The following is a 17,213-nucleotide window of genomic DNA, read 5'->3' as shown; positions in this document are numbered from 1 at the left end:
GCCCGAGCAGGCGCCACTCCCGGCGGACCGGCACGCCCGAGCGCCCGCGACCCGACGGAGGCGGGAATGCCCGGGCCGGAGCGGGGCAGACGAGTGCCGTCACCCGAAAGGGACAGGTCGGCTCCGCCCGCCGGGCCCCGCCCCGCAACGTCGGCCGTCCCCTGGACGGTGCACCGGCCGCCCCTCCCGGGGCGGCCCCGCACATCCGAGGAGGCACGGCCCGTGGAACTGCTGGACCGGCTCGACGACTACCAGCGCCGGCACCGGCGCGTTGGCGCCGTACTGGCGGTCATCTACAAGTTCGTCGACGACCAGGGCGCCTACCTCGCCGCACTGATCACCTACTACGGCTTCCTCTCGGTCTTCCCCGTGCTGCTGCTCCTGGTCACCGCACTCGGCTTCGCCCTGCACGGCGACCCGCAGCTCCAGCAGCAGATCCTGCACTCCGCGCTGGGCCGGTTCCCCGTGATCGGCGATCAGATCGCGACCAACATCCACTCCCTCCAGGGCAACGGACCCGCCCTCGGCATCGGGATCGCCGGCAGCCTCTACGGCGCCTCCGGCGTGGCCCAGGCCATCCAGAACGCCTTCGACACGGTCTGGGCCGTGCCCCGGCACCGGCGCCGCAACGCCGTCGCCGCCAGGCTCCGGGGCCTTCCGCTGCTGGGGCTGCTGGCCGCCGCGGTCGCCGTCTCCGGCGCCCTGGCCACCATCGCCGCCACGGCGGACGTCGGCCCGGCACCGCTCGACTCGCTCGTCCGGGCCGGGGCCGGACCGCTGGCCGTCCTGGTCGACAGCGGGCTACTGCTGCTCGCCTTCAAACTCCTGATCGGTGACGGTCCGCCGGTGCGCCGCCTGTGGCCCGAGGCGCTCGGAGCCGCGCTCGTCTGGCAGCTCCTGCTGTCGGCGGGGACGTACTACGTCGGGCACGTGCTTCGGGGAGCCACCGCGACGTACGGCCTGTTCGGCATCGTGTTGGGGTTGATGGCCTGGCTCTACCTGGCGGCGCTCGCCCTGGTCGCCTGCGCGGAGGTCACCGCCGTCCGGCACCTGCGGCTGTGGCCCCGCGGACTCGCCAGCCCGTTCGTCCACGACGCCGACCTGACCGGTGCCGACCGACGCGCCTACACGGCCTACGCGACGGCGGCCGCGTACACGGCCGGCACGAGGATCCGCGTCGGATTCCGCGGACCCCACGGCGGCGGTCCGGGCGCGCGGGTACCGGCCCGGCGGTCCGATCAGGGCTGACGGAGCCCGCCTCCGCACCCCGGGTGTTCCCGGGAATCGGATTCGGCTGAGTGGAATCCGGATTCCGGGGCAGACGGGTCCCGATCGGCACCGGGTGACCGGTCGGCCGGGAGACCGCCCGGTCGTCCCGCCGCGGTGCGCCCGGGCGGTCTCCCGGCTCCCGGGCTCTCCGGGAGCCGATTCGGCGGTAGTGGAGGAGTGCGCCTGATGGCGGCAGTGGAATCGGCCGAGCGGCTCGTGGAGCTCTTGACGCGGGACGCGGCGGTCTTGGACAAGTGGGTGGAGGAAGTCTCCGGGAACCTGCGCGGCCGGATCAGCCGGGCGGAGATCGAACGGGAGCTGACCGACCTCTACCAGGCTCTGGCGCACGGCCTCCGCCAGGGCGGCCTGGACTGGCGGGCGGAGGAGCACTCGGAGGTCCGGGCCCTGCTGGTGGAGCTCTCGCGCAGCCGGGCGCAGCACGGCTTCACCCCCACCGAGACCGCCGCCAGCGTGTTCTCCTGCAAGGACGTGCTGGAGCCCACCACGTCCAGCTCGGCCGAGGACATCACCGCCTACCTCCAGCTGTCCCGCCTGCTCGACGGGCTCGGGCTCTTCACGATCGAGGCGTACGCCCGGACGCGTGAGGAGATCATCAGCGCCCAGGCCGAGCAGCTGCTCGAACTCTCCACTCCCGTCGTCAAGTTGTGGGAGGGTGTGGTCGCGGTTCCACTCGTCGGCACGCTCGACTCGGCACGGACCCAGATCGTCATGGAGAAGCTGCTCCAGAGCCTGGTCGACTCCGAGTCCGAGCAGGCGATCATCGACATCACGGGCGTGCCCGCGGTGGACACCGAGGTCGCGCAGCACCTGCTGAAGACGGTCGTGGCCGCCCGGCTGATGGGCGCGGAGTGCACCATCTCCGGCATCCGGCCGCAGATCGCCCAGACCCTGGTGGCCCTCGGCGTCCAGTTCGGGGACATCGTCACCAAGGCGACCCTGGCCGACGCACTGCGGTACGTGCTGCAGCGCATCGGTGCCGAGCAGAGCGCCGCGGGCGGCCACAAGTGACCGACCGCGTACCCATCCTCAAGCTCGGCCGGGTCCTGCTGGTGTCGATCCAGATCGACCTGGAGGACCAGACCGTACTGGACCTGCAGGACGACCTGGCCCAGCGGATCGTCGCGACCGGAGCGATCGGCGTGGTCATCGACATCACCGCGCTGGAGATCGTCGACTCCTTCGTCGGGCGGATGCTGGCCGGCGCCGCCGCGATCTCGAAGCTGCTCGACGCCGAGACCGTCGTCGTGGGCATGCGGCCGGCGGTCGCGATCACCCTGGTCGAACTGGGCCTGTCGTTGGGCGGTGTGCGCACCGCACTGACCCTGGAGAAGGGCCTCGCCCTGCTGGAGCGCGACCGCACTTCCCGTGCGGAGCGCCCATGACCGGGTCGGGCGAAGGAACGGAGCAGACGGTACCGATCGTGTCCAACGACGACGTCGTACGAGCCAGGCAGCTCGTGCGCAACCTGGCCCAGCAGTGCGGACTCTCCCTCGTGGACCAGACCAAGCTGGTCACCGCCGCCAGTGAACTCGCCCGCAACACCCTGGTCTACGGGGGCGGCGGCGCGATGCGCTGCGGCGCGATCCACCGGGACGGGCGGCGGGGCGTGCGCGCGGTGTTCGAGGACAGCGGCCCCGGCATCCCCGACCTCGACCTGGCCCTGACCGACGGCTGGACCTCCGGCGGTGGACTCGGGCTCGGGCTGAGCGGTGCGCGCCGGCTGGTGGACGACTTCGCCCTGGAGAGCGTGGTCGCGGTGGGCACGAAGGTGTCGGTGACCAAATGGGCACGCTGACCGTCCCCCTGCTGGAGTGCGAGGACGCGGTCTGGTTCCGGGACACCGAATCGCTGCCGGCCGCCGCCCGGAGCGCGGCCCGCAGCATCGGCCACCGGGCGGGGCTGCTGCCCGAGCGGGTCGGCGAGGTGGGTCTGGCGGTCAGCGAGGCGGCGACCAACCTGCGCCGGCACGCCCGGGAGGGGTCGCTGCTGCTCCGGGTGGTCCGCACGGACTCCGAGGCCGCACTGGAGTGCGTCACCATGGACAGCGGGCCTGGCATGGCCGATGTCCACCGGTCGCTCACCGACGGCGTCTCCTCGCGCGGGACGCTCGGAATCGGGCTGGGCGCCATCTCCCGCCTGGCCGACACCTTCGACCTGCACTCACTGCCCGGAGCGGGCACCGTGCTGACGGCACGGTTCTGGAACCGCACGGCGGGCGGGCGGCGGGCGGCGGCCTGCCCGGAGCCGGTGGTGACGGGCATCACCCGGCCGATGAGCGGTCAGGACCACTGCGGGGACGCCTGGGCCGCCCGCCCGGTCGACGCCGTGCGCCCGGCGCCGGAAGCCGGGGCGGTCGAGCCGGCCACCCGGCCGGCCGCCCACCGCACGGTGCTGGACTGGTCGGTGCTCACCGGCACCCGGCCGTCGCGCCCGGCCGACCGGGCGGAGCACGCGTCCGCGACGCGCGCCGCGCTCCGGCCCGCCGCACCGACCGCCGCTGCCGCGGAGCGCGCCACCGGGCCCGCGGACCGGGCGTTCCTGACCATGTTCTGCGACGGTCTCGGGCACGGGCCGCTCGCCGCCAAGGCCGCCCTGGACGCCGTGGCCGCCTTCCGCCGGAGCGCGGCCCGGACGCCGGACGGGGTGCTGGCCGACATCCACCGCGCCCTGCGCTCCGGGCGCGGCGGCGCGGTGGCGGTCGCCCTGGTCGAGCCGGCCGAGCACCGGGTCAGCTTCAGCGGTGTCGGCAACATCAGCACCTTCGTCGTCGACCCGGCGACCGGGACGCGCCGCTCGCTCCCGTCGGCTCCCGGGATCGTCGGCCACCAGTTGCCCGTGCTGCGCACCATCAGCCACCGACTGGCAGACCACAGCGCGGTGGTCATGCACTCCGACGGGCTGACCGACCGCTGGCGGCCCTCCGAGCTGGGCGGCGCGTTCTCCCACCTGCCGGCCACGGCCGCGGCGCTGCTGCTGCGCGAGGCCGGCGTGCGCCGGGACGACGCCGGCGTCCTGGTGGCGAAGGGACTGTGGTGAACGCCCCGGTGGAACCCTCCGCACTCCGGCTCGGCACGGTACCGGTCGTCTCGGCCAGGGACGGCTTCGTCCTGCGCCGGGTCGGCAAGACCGTCGCGGAGCTGCTCGGGTCCGACGACCAGGACGCCGTGCGCCTGGCGACCGCCCTGAGCGAGCTCTGCCGCGATCTGCTCGGCAGTGAGCTGCTCACCGCCCGCTTCGACCTCCACCTAGCGCCTCTCCCCGGCCTGCACGTCACCCTGGAGTGGCAGGGTGCCCGGGTGCCCTCGGACGAGACCGTCGGCGCCTGCGGCCGGCTGCTCACGACCAGGATCGGCCCCGGCGGCGCGGGCGGCTGGGTGAGCCTGGAGCAGCAGCTCCCGCACCTGGCGGGCGACCAACTCGTCGCCGTACAGCGGGCACGGTGGCTGCTGGACAGCCACGGCGGCGAGAGCGACCTGGACGACTCCCGGGCGCAGGCCCACGACCTGATAGCCGCGCTGGAACAGACCCGGGCGCAGCGCGAGGAGCTCAAACGCCTCAACGAGGAGCTGGCCGAGACGAACCGCGGGGTCGTCGCCCTCTACGCCGAACTCTCCAAGGAGCTCGAGGAGACGAATCGCGGCGTGGTCGCGCTCTACGCCGAACTGGACGAGAAATCGCGGCAGTTGCGCGAGGCCAGTGAGGCCAAGACCCGGTTCTGGGCCAATGTCAGCCACGAGCTGCGCACGCCCGTCAACGCGGTCGTGGGGCTGGCGGAGCTGCTGCTGGCCGACACCGGGTGCCCGGAGGCCGAACGCGGGCAGCAGCTCTCGCTGATCGCCGACTCCGGCCGCACCCTGCTCGCCCTCGTCGACGAACTCCTGGACGTGGCCAAGGCCGAATCCGGGAACCTCGAACCCACCTGGGCGCAGCTGGACCTGCGGGCCGTACTGACCCAGCTGGAGGGCACACTGCGCGGCCTGGCCGGCCCGGACGTCGAACTGGCCATCACCGCACCGCAGGACCCGCGGCCGGTCCTCGGCGACGAGACGATGCTCACCCGGATCCTGCGCAACCTGCTGTCCAACGCCCTGAAGTTCACCGAGACGGGGTCGGTGAACCTCGACGCCCGCTTCGACGGGACCGGACCGCTCGGACCGGAGCAGCTCGTCCTGACCGTGGCCGACACCGGGATCGGGATCCCGGTTGATCAGCAGAGCCGCGTGTTCGAGGAGTTCTACCAAGTCCGCGGCCCGCACCAGCGGGGGCGGCACGGCACCGGCCTCGGCCTGCCGTACGCCCGGCGACTGGCCGAACTCCTCGGCGGCGAGTTGCACCTGAGCAGTACCGAGGGCGTGGGCACCACGATCACGGTGCGGCTCCCGCTGTCGCCCGATCAGGGCGGCGGACCGGCGCCCCGGGCGGCGCGGGTCGTCGTGGTGGACGACGACCCGGCGTTCCGTGCTGTGCTGAAACCCCTGCTGCACGAGGTCGCCGAGCACGTCGTGGAGGTCGCGGACAGTGCCGAGGCACTCTCCGTGATCCGGCGCGAACAGCCGGACGGCGTCTTCCTCGACCTCCACATGAAGGACCTCGACGGCTACCGGGTGCTGGCGCAGCTGAAGGCCGACCCGGCCGTCAGCCGTCTGCCGGTCGTGGTCCTCACCTCCGCCCTGCTCACCTCCCTCGACCACGACCGCCTGACCAGGGCCCGAGCGATCCTGCACAAGTCGGACCTGACCGGCGACCGGCTGGGGCGCGCCCTGCACGGCGGGGCCGCGCGCGCCGCCGTGCCGGAGACCAGCGCGCCCAGTCGGCGGCCGCCGGGCCCGCCCGCCCAGCCGGAGGAGCACCCATGACCGGTACCGCCGTTCCCGACGCCGGGCCGGCCACGATCCTGGTCCTCGACGACAACCCCGCCACCCGCTACGTCGTGGGCAGCTGGCTGCGCCGCAACGGACACACCGTCGTCGAAGCCGTCGACGGCGGCCAGGCGCTGGCCATGCTCGCGGACGCCCCCGAGCGGGAACTGCCCGAACTGGCCGTGGTGGACGTCAAGCTGCCCGACATGACGGGCTTCGAGGTGTGCGAGCGGATCAAGGAGCGGCCCCGCACGGCCGACCTCCCCGTCATCCACATCTCGGCCACCGCCATCGAGGCGAGCGACCGCACCCAGGGACTGCACCGGGGCGCCGACGCCTACCTCACCGAGCCCATCGACCCCGCCGAACTCCAGGCCACCGTCAGCGCCGTGCTGCGCTACTCCCGGGCACGCCGCAGGGCGGAACTGCTGGCCGGGCGGGTCGCCGCGCTGCACCGCAGCACCCTGGCGCTCTACGGCGCGGCCGACGCCAACGCCCTGGTGACGGCCGCCGCGCTGGGCGCGGCCGACCTCGGCGCCGGCTGCGCGACCGCCATCGCGCTCGGCCCCCACGCCGAGTCGGTCCACCTCGCCGAGTGCTCCCCGGGCGGCGCGGCGCCCGGGGCGACCGACCGGCCGGTGGCGGCCGACAACCACGGGATCCGCCTGCTCACCGCGCGGCCTGCCCTGCTGGACACGATCGCCCACCACACCCTGGGGGACACCACCGGAACCGCCATCGCCGAGCTCGGCGCCGCCGAGTGGCGGGCCGCGCTGGCGGAGAGCGCCGGCTCGCCGGGTGCGCCGCAGGACGGTCCGGTCGCCCTGGTCGTCGCCCGGACCAAGCCCGGCCGCCCCCTGGTGGCCCTGGCCGTCGAAGCCCGGGCCGTCGCAGGACTGGACGAACGCCGGCTGCTGTCCCAGCTGACCCAGGCCACCGCGCTCGCCCTCGAAGCACTGCGCAGCCAGGCCGAGGAGCACGCTCTCGCCCTGACCCTCCAACGGAGCTTCCTGCCCAGCCGGCTCCCCACCGTCGCCGGCGTCGACCTCGCCGTCCGGTACGAGCCCGCCTCGGACCGCAGCGAGATCGGCGGCGACTTCTACGAGGCGATCGACACCCCGGCCGGTCTGCTCCTGGCCATCGGCGACGTCGCCGGGCACTCCCTCGAAGCCGCCATGGTGATGGGCGAGCTCCGGCACGCCCTGCGCGCCTACGCGATCGAGGGGCACGACCCGCAGGCCCTGCTGCGCCGGTTGGACACACTGCTCGTCCGGCTGCGCCCGGGCGTCACCGCCACGGTCTGCCTGGTGCTCATCGAACCGGGCCGCCGCCGGCTCCACCTCGCCAACGCGGGCCACCTGCCGCCGCTGCTGCGACTGCCCGACGGCTCGGCCGGCTACCTCACCGAGCACGGCATCCTGCTCGGGCTCGACCTGCCGCAGCCGCCCGTCCGCACCTACGACGTGCCTCCCGGCAGCACCCTGCTGCTGGTCACCGACGGCCTGGTGGAGGTACCGGGCGAGGACCTGGAAGTCAGCCTGGAGGGTCTCCGGGACACCTTCTGCCGGGCCCCCGCCGACCTGGACGCGACCGGCGACCTGCTGCTCACCACGTTCGCGAGAGCCCAGACCGACGACGTCGCCCTCCTGCTCGCCCGCCTCGACTGACCGACCTCCCCGGAGCCACGTGGTGCCCGCCTTCACCCTCACCATCGTCGTCAGCACCCATCCGGCGGGTGCGGCCGTCGTCGTGCTCGCCGGGGAGCTCGACTACCACACCGCGCCACGCCTCCACCGGGCCCTCGAAGGGGTCCCGACCGGGGTACCGGTGGTCCTGGACATCTCCGGGCTGGAGTTCTGCGATTCGATCGGGGTCTCCGAGCTCGTCCTCGCCTCCCGCCGCCCCCGTCCCCCCGGAACCCGGCTCCCGCTGGTCGGCACACCCGCCCACCTGCGGATGCTGTTCACCCTGACCGGCGTGGACGGCCTGGTGACGCACCACCAGCGGGTCGAAGCGGCCGTCGCCGCCCTGACCGGAGCACGCCCGGCCCCGCCCGGCGAAGACCCGCGATCGCCGGGCGGGGCCGATGACGTCGGCCGGTGACCCGCCCTGAACCCCGGCGGGTCCCGGTCAGCCGTCGTGGCTCCGGAGCGTCTCCTTGATCTTGGCGATCGCGAATCCCCAACCCTGCTCGACGGTCGGCTTGCCCGGAACGGCGAGTTCCTGCGGGTTGGTCAGGACGTCCAGGAGCACCGGTCCGGGTGTGTCGAAGGCCCGGCGGACCGCGTCGGACAGCTCCGAGGGACGGGTGACCCGGATACCGGTCAGGCCGAGGGCGGTCGCGACGGCGGCGAAGTCCGGGTTGTCCAGCTCGGTGCCGAACTCCGGCAGTCCGGCCTGTTCCTGTTCGAGCTTCACCATGCCGAGGCGGCGGTTGTCGAACACGATGAGCTTGACCGGCAGCCGGTGGGTCCTGATCGTCATCAGGTCGCCGAGGAGCATGCTCAGCCCCCCGTCACCGCAGAAGGCCACGACCTGCCGGTCGGGGGCCCAGAGCTGGGCGCCGATGGCCTGGGGCATGGCGTTGGCCATCGAACCCAGGTTGTAGGACCCGAGCAGGCGACGGCGGCCGCGCATGGTCACGAACCGGGACAGCCAGACCGTCGCCATGCCGGTGTCGGAGGTGAAGATCGCGTCGTCGCTCGCGCAGGCGTCGACCGCGGCGGCCAACGCCTCCGGCCGGACGTCGTGGTCGCGGTTGTCCAGCGCGCTGCGCAGCCGTCCGAGCAGTCGGTGGTCGTGCCGGGGGTCCGCCAGGTGCCGCTGTCCTTCGGTCCACTGCTCGAAGCGTTCGCGGGCCTCCTTGAGGTGGGCGTCGCCCCCGGCGGGCCGCAGGAGCGGCAGGAGCGCGCGGAGGGTGGCACCGGTGTCGCCGGCCAGTCCCACGTCGACCGGGGTGCGGCGGCCGAGGTTGCGCTCCAGGAGGTCGATCTGGACGACCTTGCAGTCGGCGGGGTACCAGTCCCGGTAGGGGAAGTCGGTACCGAGCATGATCAGGGTGTCGCAGGCGTCGAGCGCCTGGGCGGCGGCGGGATTGCCGATCAGGCCGGTCTGGCCGATCTGGTACGGGTTCTCCCCCTCGAAGCCCTCCTTGGCCTTCAGGGTGAGGACCATCGGGGCGGACAGCCGCCCGGCGAGTTCCAGCACCTCCTGGCGGGCGTCCCGGGCCCCCCGGCCGACCAGGAGGGTGATCCGCTCCGCGGCGTTGACGAGGTCGGCGGCCTCGCGGATGCCCGCGTCATCGGCCCGGGTGACGGGCCGCACGCGCGGGAAGCGGGCGGGGCGGTCGTCGGTCAACTCACGGTCGCCGAGGTCCCCGGGGACGGTGAGGACGGCGACACCGCGCTCGCCGACCGCGCTCCGGACGGCGGTCTCCAGCATCCTGGGCAGCTGGTCCGGCGAGGTCACGGTGGCCCGGAAGACCGCGACGTCCCGGAACAGCAGGTCGTTGTCGACCTCCTGGAAGTAGTCGCTGCCCAGCTCGGAACGCGGAACCTGGCCGGCGATGGCCAGTACCGGGGTGCGGCTCTTGGCCGCGTCGTACAGTCCGTTGAGAAGGTGCACGGAGCCGGGGCCGACGGTCCCCATGCACACGCCCAGGCTGCCGGACAGCTGGGACTGGGCGCCGGCCGCGAACGCCGCGGCCTCCTCGTGCCGGCAGCCGACCCAGTCCAGGCCTTCGGTGGTGCGGATGGCGTCGGTGAGCGGGTTCAGGGCGTCGCCGACGACGCCGAACACCTGGCGCACGCCCAGCTCCTGCAGGGCATCGACGATCACGCGGGCTACGGTTCGTGCCACGGGGGTTCCTCTCGGGGGTGTCAGACGGTGAACCGGTCGGGGCGGGCGGCGTCCCAGTCGCGCGCCCAGCCGGCGGGTGGCTCCTGGAGCAACTGCCCGGGCTCCAGCCGGTGATGGGTGTCCGCGTAGGAGCGGATGGTCTGCGGGCCGAGGCGCCGCTGGAGCATGTGCGGGCGCAGCTGGGACGGGTGGTCGACGCCCATGGCGGCCATGATCTGCAGGGCGCTGCGGACGGTGGCCTCCTGGTAGCGCCGTACCCGCTGGGACTTGTCGCCCACGTGCAGCGCACGGGCGCGGCGCGGGTCCTGGGTGGCCACGCCGACCGGACAGGTGTTGGTGTGGCAGCGCTGGGCCTGGATGCAGCCGACGGCGAACATCATGGCCCGGGCCGCGTTGGTGTAGTCCGCCCCCTGGATCAGCCGCTTGACCAGGTCGCTCCCGGTGGCCACCTTGCCGCTGGCGCCGATCCGGATGCGGTCCCGCAGCCCGGTGCCGACCAGTGCGTCGTGGACCGTCATCAGTCCCTCGGTGAGCGGCATTCCGAGGTGGTCGGCGAATTCGAGCGGGGCGGCCCCCGTCCCGCCCTCCGCGCCGTCCACGACGATGAAGTCCGGTGTCACCCCCTCCTCCAGCATCGCCTTGCAGACGGCGAGGAACTGCTGGCGCGAACCGACACAGAGCTTGAAGCCGGTCGGCTTGCCGCCCGTCAGTTCGCGCATCCGGCCGATGAAGCGGACCAGTTCGCGCGGCGTGGAGAACACCCGGTGGTAGGGCGGGGAGACCACCGTCCTGCCCTCCGGGACCCCGCGCACCCGCGCGATCCGCGCGTCGACCTTCGACCCGGGCAGCACGCCGCCGATCCCCGGCTTGGCACCCTGGCTGAGCTTGAGCGACACGCACTTGACGTGCGGGTGCGCCGCCTTCTCGGCGAACGCGCCGGGGTCGAAGTCGCCGTCCTCGGTGCGGCAGCCGAAGTAGCCGGTGCCGATCTCCCAGATCAGGTCTCCTCCGGGCCGCAGGTGGTACTCGGACAGCCCTCCCTCGCCGGTGTCGTGGGCGAAACCCCCCAGCGCCGCACCGGTGTTCAGGGCCAGCAGCGCGTTGGCGGACAGCGAGCCGTAGCTCATCGCCGACACGTTGAGCAACGCCATCGGGTACGGCCGGGCGCAGTCGGGACCGCCGACCGGCACCCGGGGCGCCCGGTCCGGCACGGCGACCGGGGCCATCGACGGCACCAGGAACTCGCGTCCGGTGCCGTACAGGTCCAGCTCCGTGCCGAAGGGCTCCTCCGCGTCCGTCCCCTTGGCCCGCTGGTAGACGATGCTGCGGGTGTCACGGTCGAACGGGCTGCCGTCCACATTGCGTTCGACGAAGTACTGCTGCACCTCCGGCCGGATGCCCTCCAGCACGAACCGCAGATGACCGATGACCGGGAAGTTCCGCAGCACGGAATGCCGGGTCTGCAACAGGTCCGCCAGGGCCAGTGCCGACAACGGGAGGAGGACGGCCGCCGCACACCACCACCACGGCGAGACGACCAGGGCGGCCACCGTGGTGCCGACCGCTGAACAGACTGTCAGGGCAACTGCGAGAAATCTCATCACAGCAGCCGTCTGTCCCCGAAACGCCCGGTCAATCGCCCTGGTCGCGTGGATCTGGCCCGTGATCGGATCGCATGAGGCGGCTCACCTGGTCGACTCAGCCGCGGACCGCACCGCGGCGCTCAACTCGCGGCCAGGAGTGGGGAGAAGACCGAGAACCACAGCACCGCGAAGGTGGCGACCGTCATCAGCGGGACGACGAACCTGGTCTCCACCTTCCCGCCGGTGCGCCTGATCAGCACCAGCTCGAAGCGCCCGGGCCAGGGCCAGAACAGGGGCGCGCCCCTGCGGGTCAGGCAGTCACCGACCAGGTGGCTCAAGGTCCCCAGGCAGACCGTGTAGGGCAGCCGGTCGGCGAAGCCGGTGAACCAGACGGCCACCGTCGCGGCCCCGACCCCGGCCAGACCGACGGAGGTCACCCATGCCGTCAGCCCGCGGCCCGGCGGGTGCAGGTGCAGGGCCCGCGCCGCGAGCGCGAACAGCACGAAGGCGAGACCGACGGTGAAGCCATTGCCGACGCGGGTGACGCCCATCCAGGTGCCCCACCCGGTGAGCGCCACGAACAGCAGCGAGTGGGTCGCGTGCCGGTGGCCCCCCGACAGCCTGCCGATCAGCCGGCACAGCCCCCTCGACAGCGGACCCAGCAGGTGCGCGGGCGTCGCGTCGTGGTGGTCGAGGTCCGGCAGCAGCGCCGCTCCGGCGCAGAGCAGGGTGCCGATCAGCACTTCGCTCGGCCGCATCCCCGTGTCGAACAGCGCCTCCGGCAGCACCGGCGCGGTCGCCGCGAAGAGCAGCGCCCCGCCGATCGCATGTGACTGACCCAGCACTCCGGAACCCGCCCCCTCCCCATCGGGCCGGCCGCCGGCCCCGCCGACGCCCTGCCGACCGCCCGCCTGCCCCCTTCGGCCCGGACCATTCCCCCGAACACCTGCGGCGGTCCGGCCAGCCGGGTTGCCGACCGGGAGCGGCACCCCGCCCCGATCACCACCAGGAACCCCGCGGACGGCCTACGAGGAGTCGCGGGCGGCCAGGTCGACCGTCATCAGGTTCCGGCTCACCCGGGGTGCCTCCGGATCGGCGACGAACTGCTCGACCAGAGCGGCGAGTTCCTCGCCGGACGGCAGCCCGACCCGGACCGAGCTCAGCCTCGGCCGCACCAGCCGGGCCAGCAGCAGGTCGTCGGCGCCGACCACGGCCACCGCAGCGGGTACGTCGACCCCGGCGTCCTGGAGGGCGCGTTGGGCCAGGACGGCGTACTCGTCGTTGTAGCCGAACAGGGCGTCCAGGCCTAGTGCGCGGCAGCGCTCGGCGAGGGCGGCGGCGGATGCCTCGGTGTAGGCGAGGCGCAGCGGTTCGACGACCGCACCGGTTCCGGGGCCGGAACCGGAATCGGCCGTGGCGGCCACCGCCGCCCGGGCGCCCGCCAACCGGGCGTCGCTGAACACGTCGAGGGCGCGGTCCTCGGGCAGCACGACGCCGATCCGGCGCCGGCCGCGCTCCAGCAGGTGCGCTGCGGCGACCGCGCCGACCTCTCGCTGGTCCATGGTCAGGGCGTGCGCGCCGGGGACGGGCGGCACGCCGAGGGTGAGGACGGCGCGGGTGCCGGAGCGGCGCAGGATCCGCACGCCGTCCGGGGTGAGGTCACGGGCCAGGCAGAGCACGGCGGTGGGGCGCAGCTCGGCCCAGGTGCGGGCCGCGGCGTCCCCGGCTCCTTGGCTGGGGCCGAGCAGGACGGCGGTGTACCCGTGCCCGTGCAGGGCCTCCTGGAACTCCCGGTAGAAGCCGCTGAACAGCGGGCCGATCGGCACCGCGTCGCCGACCACCAGGACCAGTCCGGTGCGGCCGGCCCGCAGCGAGCGGGCTCCCGCGTGCGGGACGTAGCCGAGCTGCTCGGCCGCGGCGCGGACCCTGGTCCGGGTGCGCTCGCTCACCCGGCCGCCGGCGGTGTCGTTGAGCACGAAGGAGACGGTGGCGCGGGAGACCCCGGCCAGCCGGGCCACGTCCGCGCTGGTCGGCGCGCCACCGACGTCGGCGGGCAGTGCGTCGTCGGCCGGTACGTCGGCGGGCCGTCCGTCGGGCCGTAGACCGGGCCGCCCGCCGGCGGGCGCGGACGAGGTGCCGCTGTGAGCCGACGGAGCCCCGCCGGGAGCGGTCGGCCGGCCTGCGGGGGCCTCGGGGGCCGGAGTGTCGCTGCTGTTCATAACGGTTCGCATCTTTTCACGCCGAGGCTCTGGCCGGTGGCCGGATCCTGCTGCTAAACCTATGGTTACACGAGTAACCGTTACACGTGTAACCATGACCAACCGCTGCGGCACCGAACACGCTGCTCACCCCCCGGAAAGGTTGCAGAGCAATGAAGTTGAGCACCCACGAGTGGGGCAGCGGCGACCGGATCGCCGTACTGGTGCACGGCATCATGTCCGACCACCGCAGCTGGCGCCGGGTCGGCCCGGCGCTCGCCGAACACGGCTACCGGGTCATCGCCGTCGACCAGCGCGGCCACGGGCTCAGCCCGCGCGGCACCGGCGCGAGCCCGCACGAGCGCTACCCGCTGGAGGCGTACGCCGACGACCTGGTGGAGACCCTCCCGGCCGGGATCGAGCTGGCCGTCGGCCACTCGCTCGGCGGCCTCAGCCTGCTCGGCGCGGTCGAGCGGCTGAGGCCGACTCGCGCCGTGTACGTCGACCCGGCCTGGCAGTTCGCCCAGGCACAGGTCGACCCGGAGATGTTCGTCGCCTTCCGGGACGCCACCCGGGAGCAGATCACCGCGCTCAACCCCCGCTGGGAGGCGGCCGACGTCGACGTCGAACTCGCCACCCTCGCCGTCTGGGACCCGGACACCGCGCGCGGCCTGGCCGACCGGCGGGCCGGCCTGCCCGCCGCCGCGGCCGTGCAGTCGCTGGTGGTGCTCGCCGACGGCAGCTTCCTGGTCGGCCCCGATGACGCCGAGGCCCTGCGCGGGCGCGGCTTCGAGGTCCGCACCGTGCCCGGCGCCGGCCACACCGTGCAGCGGGACGACTTCGACGGCTTCATGGCCGCGCTCGACGGCTGGATCTGACCCGTGACCGACCGCAAGGAGAACCCGATGACCCCCGACGCCCGCCGCGAAGCCGCCGTCGAGACCGCCCTGGCCCGGCTGGACCTGCCCGGCAAGGTCGCCCTGCTGGCCGGCGCCGACATGTGGTCGCTGCCCGCCGACGAGCGGATCGGCCTCGGCCGACTGGTCTGGTCCGACGGCCCGGCCGGCGTGCGCGGCGAGCGGTGGACCCCGGACGACCCGTCCGTGGCCCTGCCCTCGCCCACCGCGCTCGCCGCCACCTGGGACCCGGAGCTGGCCCGCCGGGCCGGCCGGCTGCTCGCCCAGGAGGCACGCCGCAAGGGCGCCCACGTCGTCCTCGCCCCGACCGTCAACCTGCATCGCAGCCCGCGCGGCGGCCGCCACTTCGAGTGCTACTCGGAGGACCCGGTGCTCACCGGGGAGATCGGCGCCGCGCTGGTGGCCGGCGTCCAGGAAGGCGGGGTCGGCACCACGCCGAAGCACTTCGTCGCCAACGACTCCGAGACCGAGCGCTACACCGTCGACGTCCGGGTGGACGAACGCGCCCTGCGCGAGCTGTACCTGGCACCCTTCGAGACGATCGTCCGCAAGGCCCGGCCCTGGGGCCTGATGGCCGCCTACAACGGCGTCAACGGCCCGTCCATGAGCGAGCACCAGGAGCTCAACAACCGGGTCCTGCGCGAGGAGTGGGGCTTCGACGGGGTCCTGGTCTCGGACTGGACCGGCGCCCGGGACACCGTCCGGGCCGCGCTCGGCGGCCTCGACGTCGCCATGCCCGGCCCGGCCACCGTCTACGGCGAGCACTTGGTGCGGGCCGTCCGCGAGGGCCTGGTCCCCGGGTCCGTGGTCGACGGACTGGCCCGCCGCGTCCTGCGGCTGGCCGCCCGGGTCGGCCTGCTGGCCGGCGCACCGGCGGCCGTCCCGGCCGAGCAGCTGCCCGCGCCCGTGGACGGCGAGGCGCTGGTGCGCGAACTGGCCGCCCGGTCCTTCGTGCTGCTGCGCAACCAGGGCGGCATACTGCCGCTCGCCCCGGCGCCGGCCCGGCTCGCGGTGATCGGCGCTGCCGCCGCCGAGGCCCGGATCGGCGGCGGCGGCAGCGCCCAGGTCTTCCCGACCCGGGTGGTCAGCCCGCTGGACGGCCTGCGCGCCGCCCTCGGCCCCGGCGCCGAGCTGGTGTACGAGCTGGGCTCCGACCCCCGCACCCACCTCTCCCCGCTGGCCGCCGACTGCACCGCCGAACTGCTCGACGCGGACGGCACGGCGCTCGGCACCGCCGTCCTGCCGGAGGGCGAGGTGCGCTGGCTCGGCACCCTGCCCGGCGGCGTGGCCTTCGGCGGGCTGTCCCGGGTCCGGGTCACCACCACCGTCCCGGCCGGCCCCGCCGGGCGCCACCAGCTCTCCGTCCGCGGCGTCGGCCGCTTCCGGCTGGAGGCGGACGGCGCGGTGCTCTTCGACGACGTCCTGCTGCCCGTCGGCGAGGACCCGGCCGCTGCCTTCCTCAACCCGCCGGAGCGGCGCTTCGACCTGGAGCTCACCGACACCGGCACCGCCGAGGTGACGCTCACCCACTTCCTCCCGGAGGCGGCCGGCTTCGCCGGCTTCGGGCTGGTCTCCTTCACCCTCGGCCACGCCGCCCCGACCGCCTCCGCGGAGGAGCTGATCGAACGCGCCGTGGCGGCGGCCCGGGCGGCCGAGGTCGCGGTGGTCGTGGTCGGCACCACCGAGGAGGTGGAGAGCGAGGGCGTGGACCGTGCCGGACTGCGACTTCCCGGCCGCCAGGACGAGCTGGTCGCCCGGGTCGCGGCCGCCAACCCGCGCACCGTGGTGGTGGTCAACTCCGGCGCCCCGGTGCTGATGCCCTGGCGGGAGTCGGTCGCCGCGGTGCTGCTCGCCTGGTTCCCGGGCCAGCAGGCCGGCGAGGCGCTGGCCGACGTGCTGCTCGGCACCGTCGAACCGGGCGGCCGACTGCCCACCACGTGGCCCGCCGAGGAGGCCGACAGCCCGGTCTGGGAGGTCTCCCCGACCGACGGCCGACTCGACTACAGCGAGGGCCTGTTCATCGGCTACCGGGCCTGGCAGCGCCGCTCCGGTGCCGCCCCCGCCTACTGGTTCGGCTCCGGCACCGGCTACACCGACTGGTCCTACGAGGGCTTGGAGGCGCGCCTGACCGGCGAGGCACGGCAGTCCGAGGAGGCGCGCCTGACCGGCGAGGCGCGGCCGACGGACGGCTCCGCCGAGGCCCTCGCCGAGGTGACCGTCCGGGTCCGCAACACCGGTGCGCGGCCCGGCCGCGAGGTGGTGCAGGTGTACGTCGCCACCGACGGCTCGGACCGCAGCCGCCCGGACCGCCAGCTGGCGGGTTTCGCCGTGGTCGAGGCCGGGCCCGGCGAGCAGGCCACCGCCCGGATCACCCTCCCACTGCGGGCCGTGCAGAGCTGGGACCCGGCCGCGCAGACCTGGCGCACCAACACCGGCGTGCACACCGTCGAGGCCGGGCGCAGCGCCGGCGACCGGCGGCTCGCCCGGGCCCTGGTGGTGCCGCAGGAC

At 74.2% G+C, this 17,213-nt stretch carries 14 protein-coding genes; 10 read left to right on the top strand and 4 right to left on the bottom strand.

What is annotated here, in order from left to right; all coding sequences use genetic code 11:
• Positions 1-222: 222 nt before the first annotated feature.
• The 8 genes from ACFXPX_RS11740 (at position 223) to ACFXPX_RS11705 (ending at position 8,252) form a co-directional block, all read left to right on the top strand.
• Positions 223-1,248, top strand: coding sequence for a YihY/virulence factor BrkB family protein (locus ACFXPX_RS11740; RefSeq protein WP_380524473.1), 1,026 nt, complete (start codon positions 223-225; stop codon positions 1,246-1,248).
• Positions 1,249-1,455: 207 nt separating this feature from the next.
• Positions 1,456-2,298 carry an STAS domain-containing protein gene (locus ACFXPX_RS11735; protein ID WP_380524472.1) on the top strand — a complete coding sequence of 281 codons (843 nt, stop codon included), beginning with the start codon at positions 1,456-1,458 and terminating at the stop codon, positions 2,296-2,298.
• Positions 2,295-2,672 (top strand): STAS domain-containing protein, encoded by a 378-nt coding sequence (locus ACFXPX_RS11730; RefSeq protein ID WP_380524471.1) that lies wholly within the window; start codon positions 2,295-2,297, stop codon positions 2,670-2,672. The genes ACFXPX_RS11735 and ACFXPX_RS11730 overlap by 4 nt, the downstream gene beginning before the upstream one ends.
• Positions 2,669-3,085 carry an anti-sigma regulatory factor gene (locus ACFXPX_RS11725; protein WP_380524470.1) on the top strand — a complete coding sequence of 139 codons (417 nt, stop codon included), beginning with the start codon at positions 2,669-2,671 and terminating at the stop codon, positions 3,083-3,085. Before ACFXPX_RS11730 ends, ACFXPX_RS11725 begins: the two co-directional genes overlap by 4 nt.
• Complete coding sequence (locus tag ACFXPX_RS11720) at positions 3,073-4,326, top strand: ATP-binding protein (RefSeq protein WP_380524469.1); 1,254 nt, start codon at positions 3,073-3,075, stop codon at positions 4,324-4,326. Before ACFXPX_RS11725 ends, ACFXPX_RS11720 begins: the two co-directional genes overlap by 13 nt.
• Positions 4,323-6,146, top strand: a complete 1,824-nt coding sequence (locus ACFXPX_RS11715; RefSeq protein ID WP_380524468.1) for an ATP-binding protein — start codon at positions 4,323-4,325, stop codon at positions 6,144-6,146. Before ACFXPX_RS11720 ends, ACFXPX_RS11715 begins: the two co-directional genes overlap by 4 nt.
• Positions 6,143-7,816 carry a SpoIIE family protein phosphatase gene (locus tag ACFXPX_RS11710; protein ID WP_380524467.1) on the top strand — a complete coding sequence of 558 codons (1,674 nt, stop codon included), beginning with the start codon at positions 6,143-6,145 and terminating at the stop codon, positions 7,814-7,816. The genes ACFXPX_RS11715 and ACFXPX_RS11710 overlap by 4 nt, the downstream gene beginning before the upstream one ends.
• 22 nt (positions 7,817-7,838) lie before the next feature.
• A complete protein-coding gene (locus ACFXPX_RS11705; protein WP_380586284.1) occupies positions 7,839-8,252 on the top strand; it encodes an STAS domain-containing protein in 414 nt (137 codons plus the stop codon).
• Positions 8,253-8,279: 27 nt separating this feature from the next.
• Here ACFXPX_RS11705 and ACFXPX_RS11700 read toward each other — a convergent pair whose 3' ends face one another.
• The 4 genes from ACFXPX_RS11700 to ACFXPX_RS11685 all read right to left on the bottom strand — a co-directional run bounded on the left by ACFXPX_RS11700 (position 8,280) and on the right by ACFXPX_RS11685 (position 13,809).
• Complete coding sequence (locus ACFXPX_RS11700) at positions 8,280-10,007, bottom strand: thiamine pyrophosphate-dependent enzyme (protein ID WP_380524465.1); 1,728 nt, start codon at positions 10,005-10,007, stop codon at positions 8,280-8,282.
• A 20-nt stretch (positions 10,008-10,027) separates the two neighbouring features.
• Entirely contained in the window at positions 10,028-11,608 is a 1,581-nt protein-coding gene (locus ACFXPX_RS11695) for an FMN-binding glutamate synthase family protein (protein WP_380524464.1), read from the bottom strand.
• Between the two features lie 122 nt (positions 11,609-11,730).
• Positions 11,731-12,435 carry a metal-dependent hydrolase gene (locus ACFXPX_RS11690; RefSeq protein ID WP_380524462.1) on the bottom strand — a complete coding sequence of 235 codons (705 nt, stop codon included), beginning with the start codon at positions 12,433-12,435 and terminating at the stop codon, positions 11,731-11,733.
• Positions 12,436-12,615: 180 nt separating this feature from the next.
• Positions 12,616-13,809, bottom strand: coding sequence for a LacI family DNA-binding transcriptional regulator (locus ACFXPX_RS11685; protein WP_380524461.1), 1,194 nt, complete (start codon positions 13,807-13,809; stop codon positions 12,616-12,618).
• Positions 13,810-13,961: 152 nt separating this feature from the next.
• On the opposite strand from ACFXPX_RS11685, the gene ACFXPX_RS11680 reads away from it, so the two are divergent.
• The gene (locus ACFXPX_RS11680) at positions 13,962-14,666 is read left to right on the top strand and encodes an alpha/beta fold hydrolase (RefSeq protein WP_380524460.1); all 705 of its coding nucleotides are present in this window, start codon (positions 13,962-13,964) and stop codon (positions 14,664-14,666) included.
• Between the two features lie 27 nt (positions 14,667-14,693).
• Positions 14,694-17,213, top strand: a 2,520-nt coding sequence (locus ACFXPX_RS11675; RefSeq protein WP_380640884.1) for a beta-glucosidase, incomplete at its 3' end; no start/stop codon positions are given.

It is taken from the genome of Kitasatospora sp. NPDC059146 (genome assembly GCF_042786665.1).
Classification (GTDB): Bacteria; Actinomycetota; Actinomycetes; order Streptomycetales; family Streptomycetaceae; genus Kitasatospora.
This window is presented reverse-complemented; position numbering and strand designations above follow the sequence as displayed.

What these genes read in the sequence shown, in the direction of transcription:
- ACFXPX_RS11680 (WP_380524460.1), top strand. Translation starts at nt 13,962, where the DNA reads ATGAAGTTGAGCACCCACGAGTGGGGCAGCGGCGACCGGATCGCCGTA.
- ACFXPX_RS11695 (WP_380524464.1), bottom strand. Translation starts at nt 11,608, where the DNA reads ATGAGATTTCTCGCAGTTGCCCTGACAGTCTGTTCAGCGGTCGGCACC.
- ACFXPX_RS11720 (WP_380524469.1), top strand. Translation starts at nt 3,073, where the DNA reads ATGGGCACGCTGACCGTCCCCCTGCTGGAGTGCGAGGACGCGGTCTGG.
- ACFXPX_RS11735 (WP_380524472.1), top strand. Translation starts at nt 1,456, where the DNA reads ATGGCGGCAGTGGAATCGGCCGAGCGGCTCGTGGAGCTCTTGACGCGG.
- ACFXPX_RS11685 (WP_380524461.1), bottom strand. Translation starts at nt 13,809, where the DNA reads ATGAACAGCAGCGACACTCCGGCCCCCGAGGCCCCCGCAGGCCGGCCG.
- ACFXPX_RS11710 (WP_380524467.1), top strand. Translation starts at nt 6,143, where the DNA reads ATGACCGGTACCGCCGTTCCCGACGCCGGGCCGGCCACGATCCTGGTC.
- ACFXPX_RS11725 (WP_380524470.1), top strand. Translation starts at nt 2,669, where the DNA reads ATGACCGGGTCGGGCGAAGGAACGGAGCAGACGGTACCGATCGTGTCC.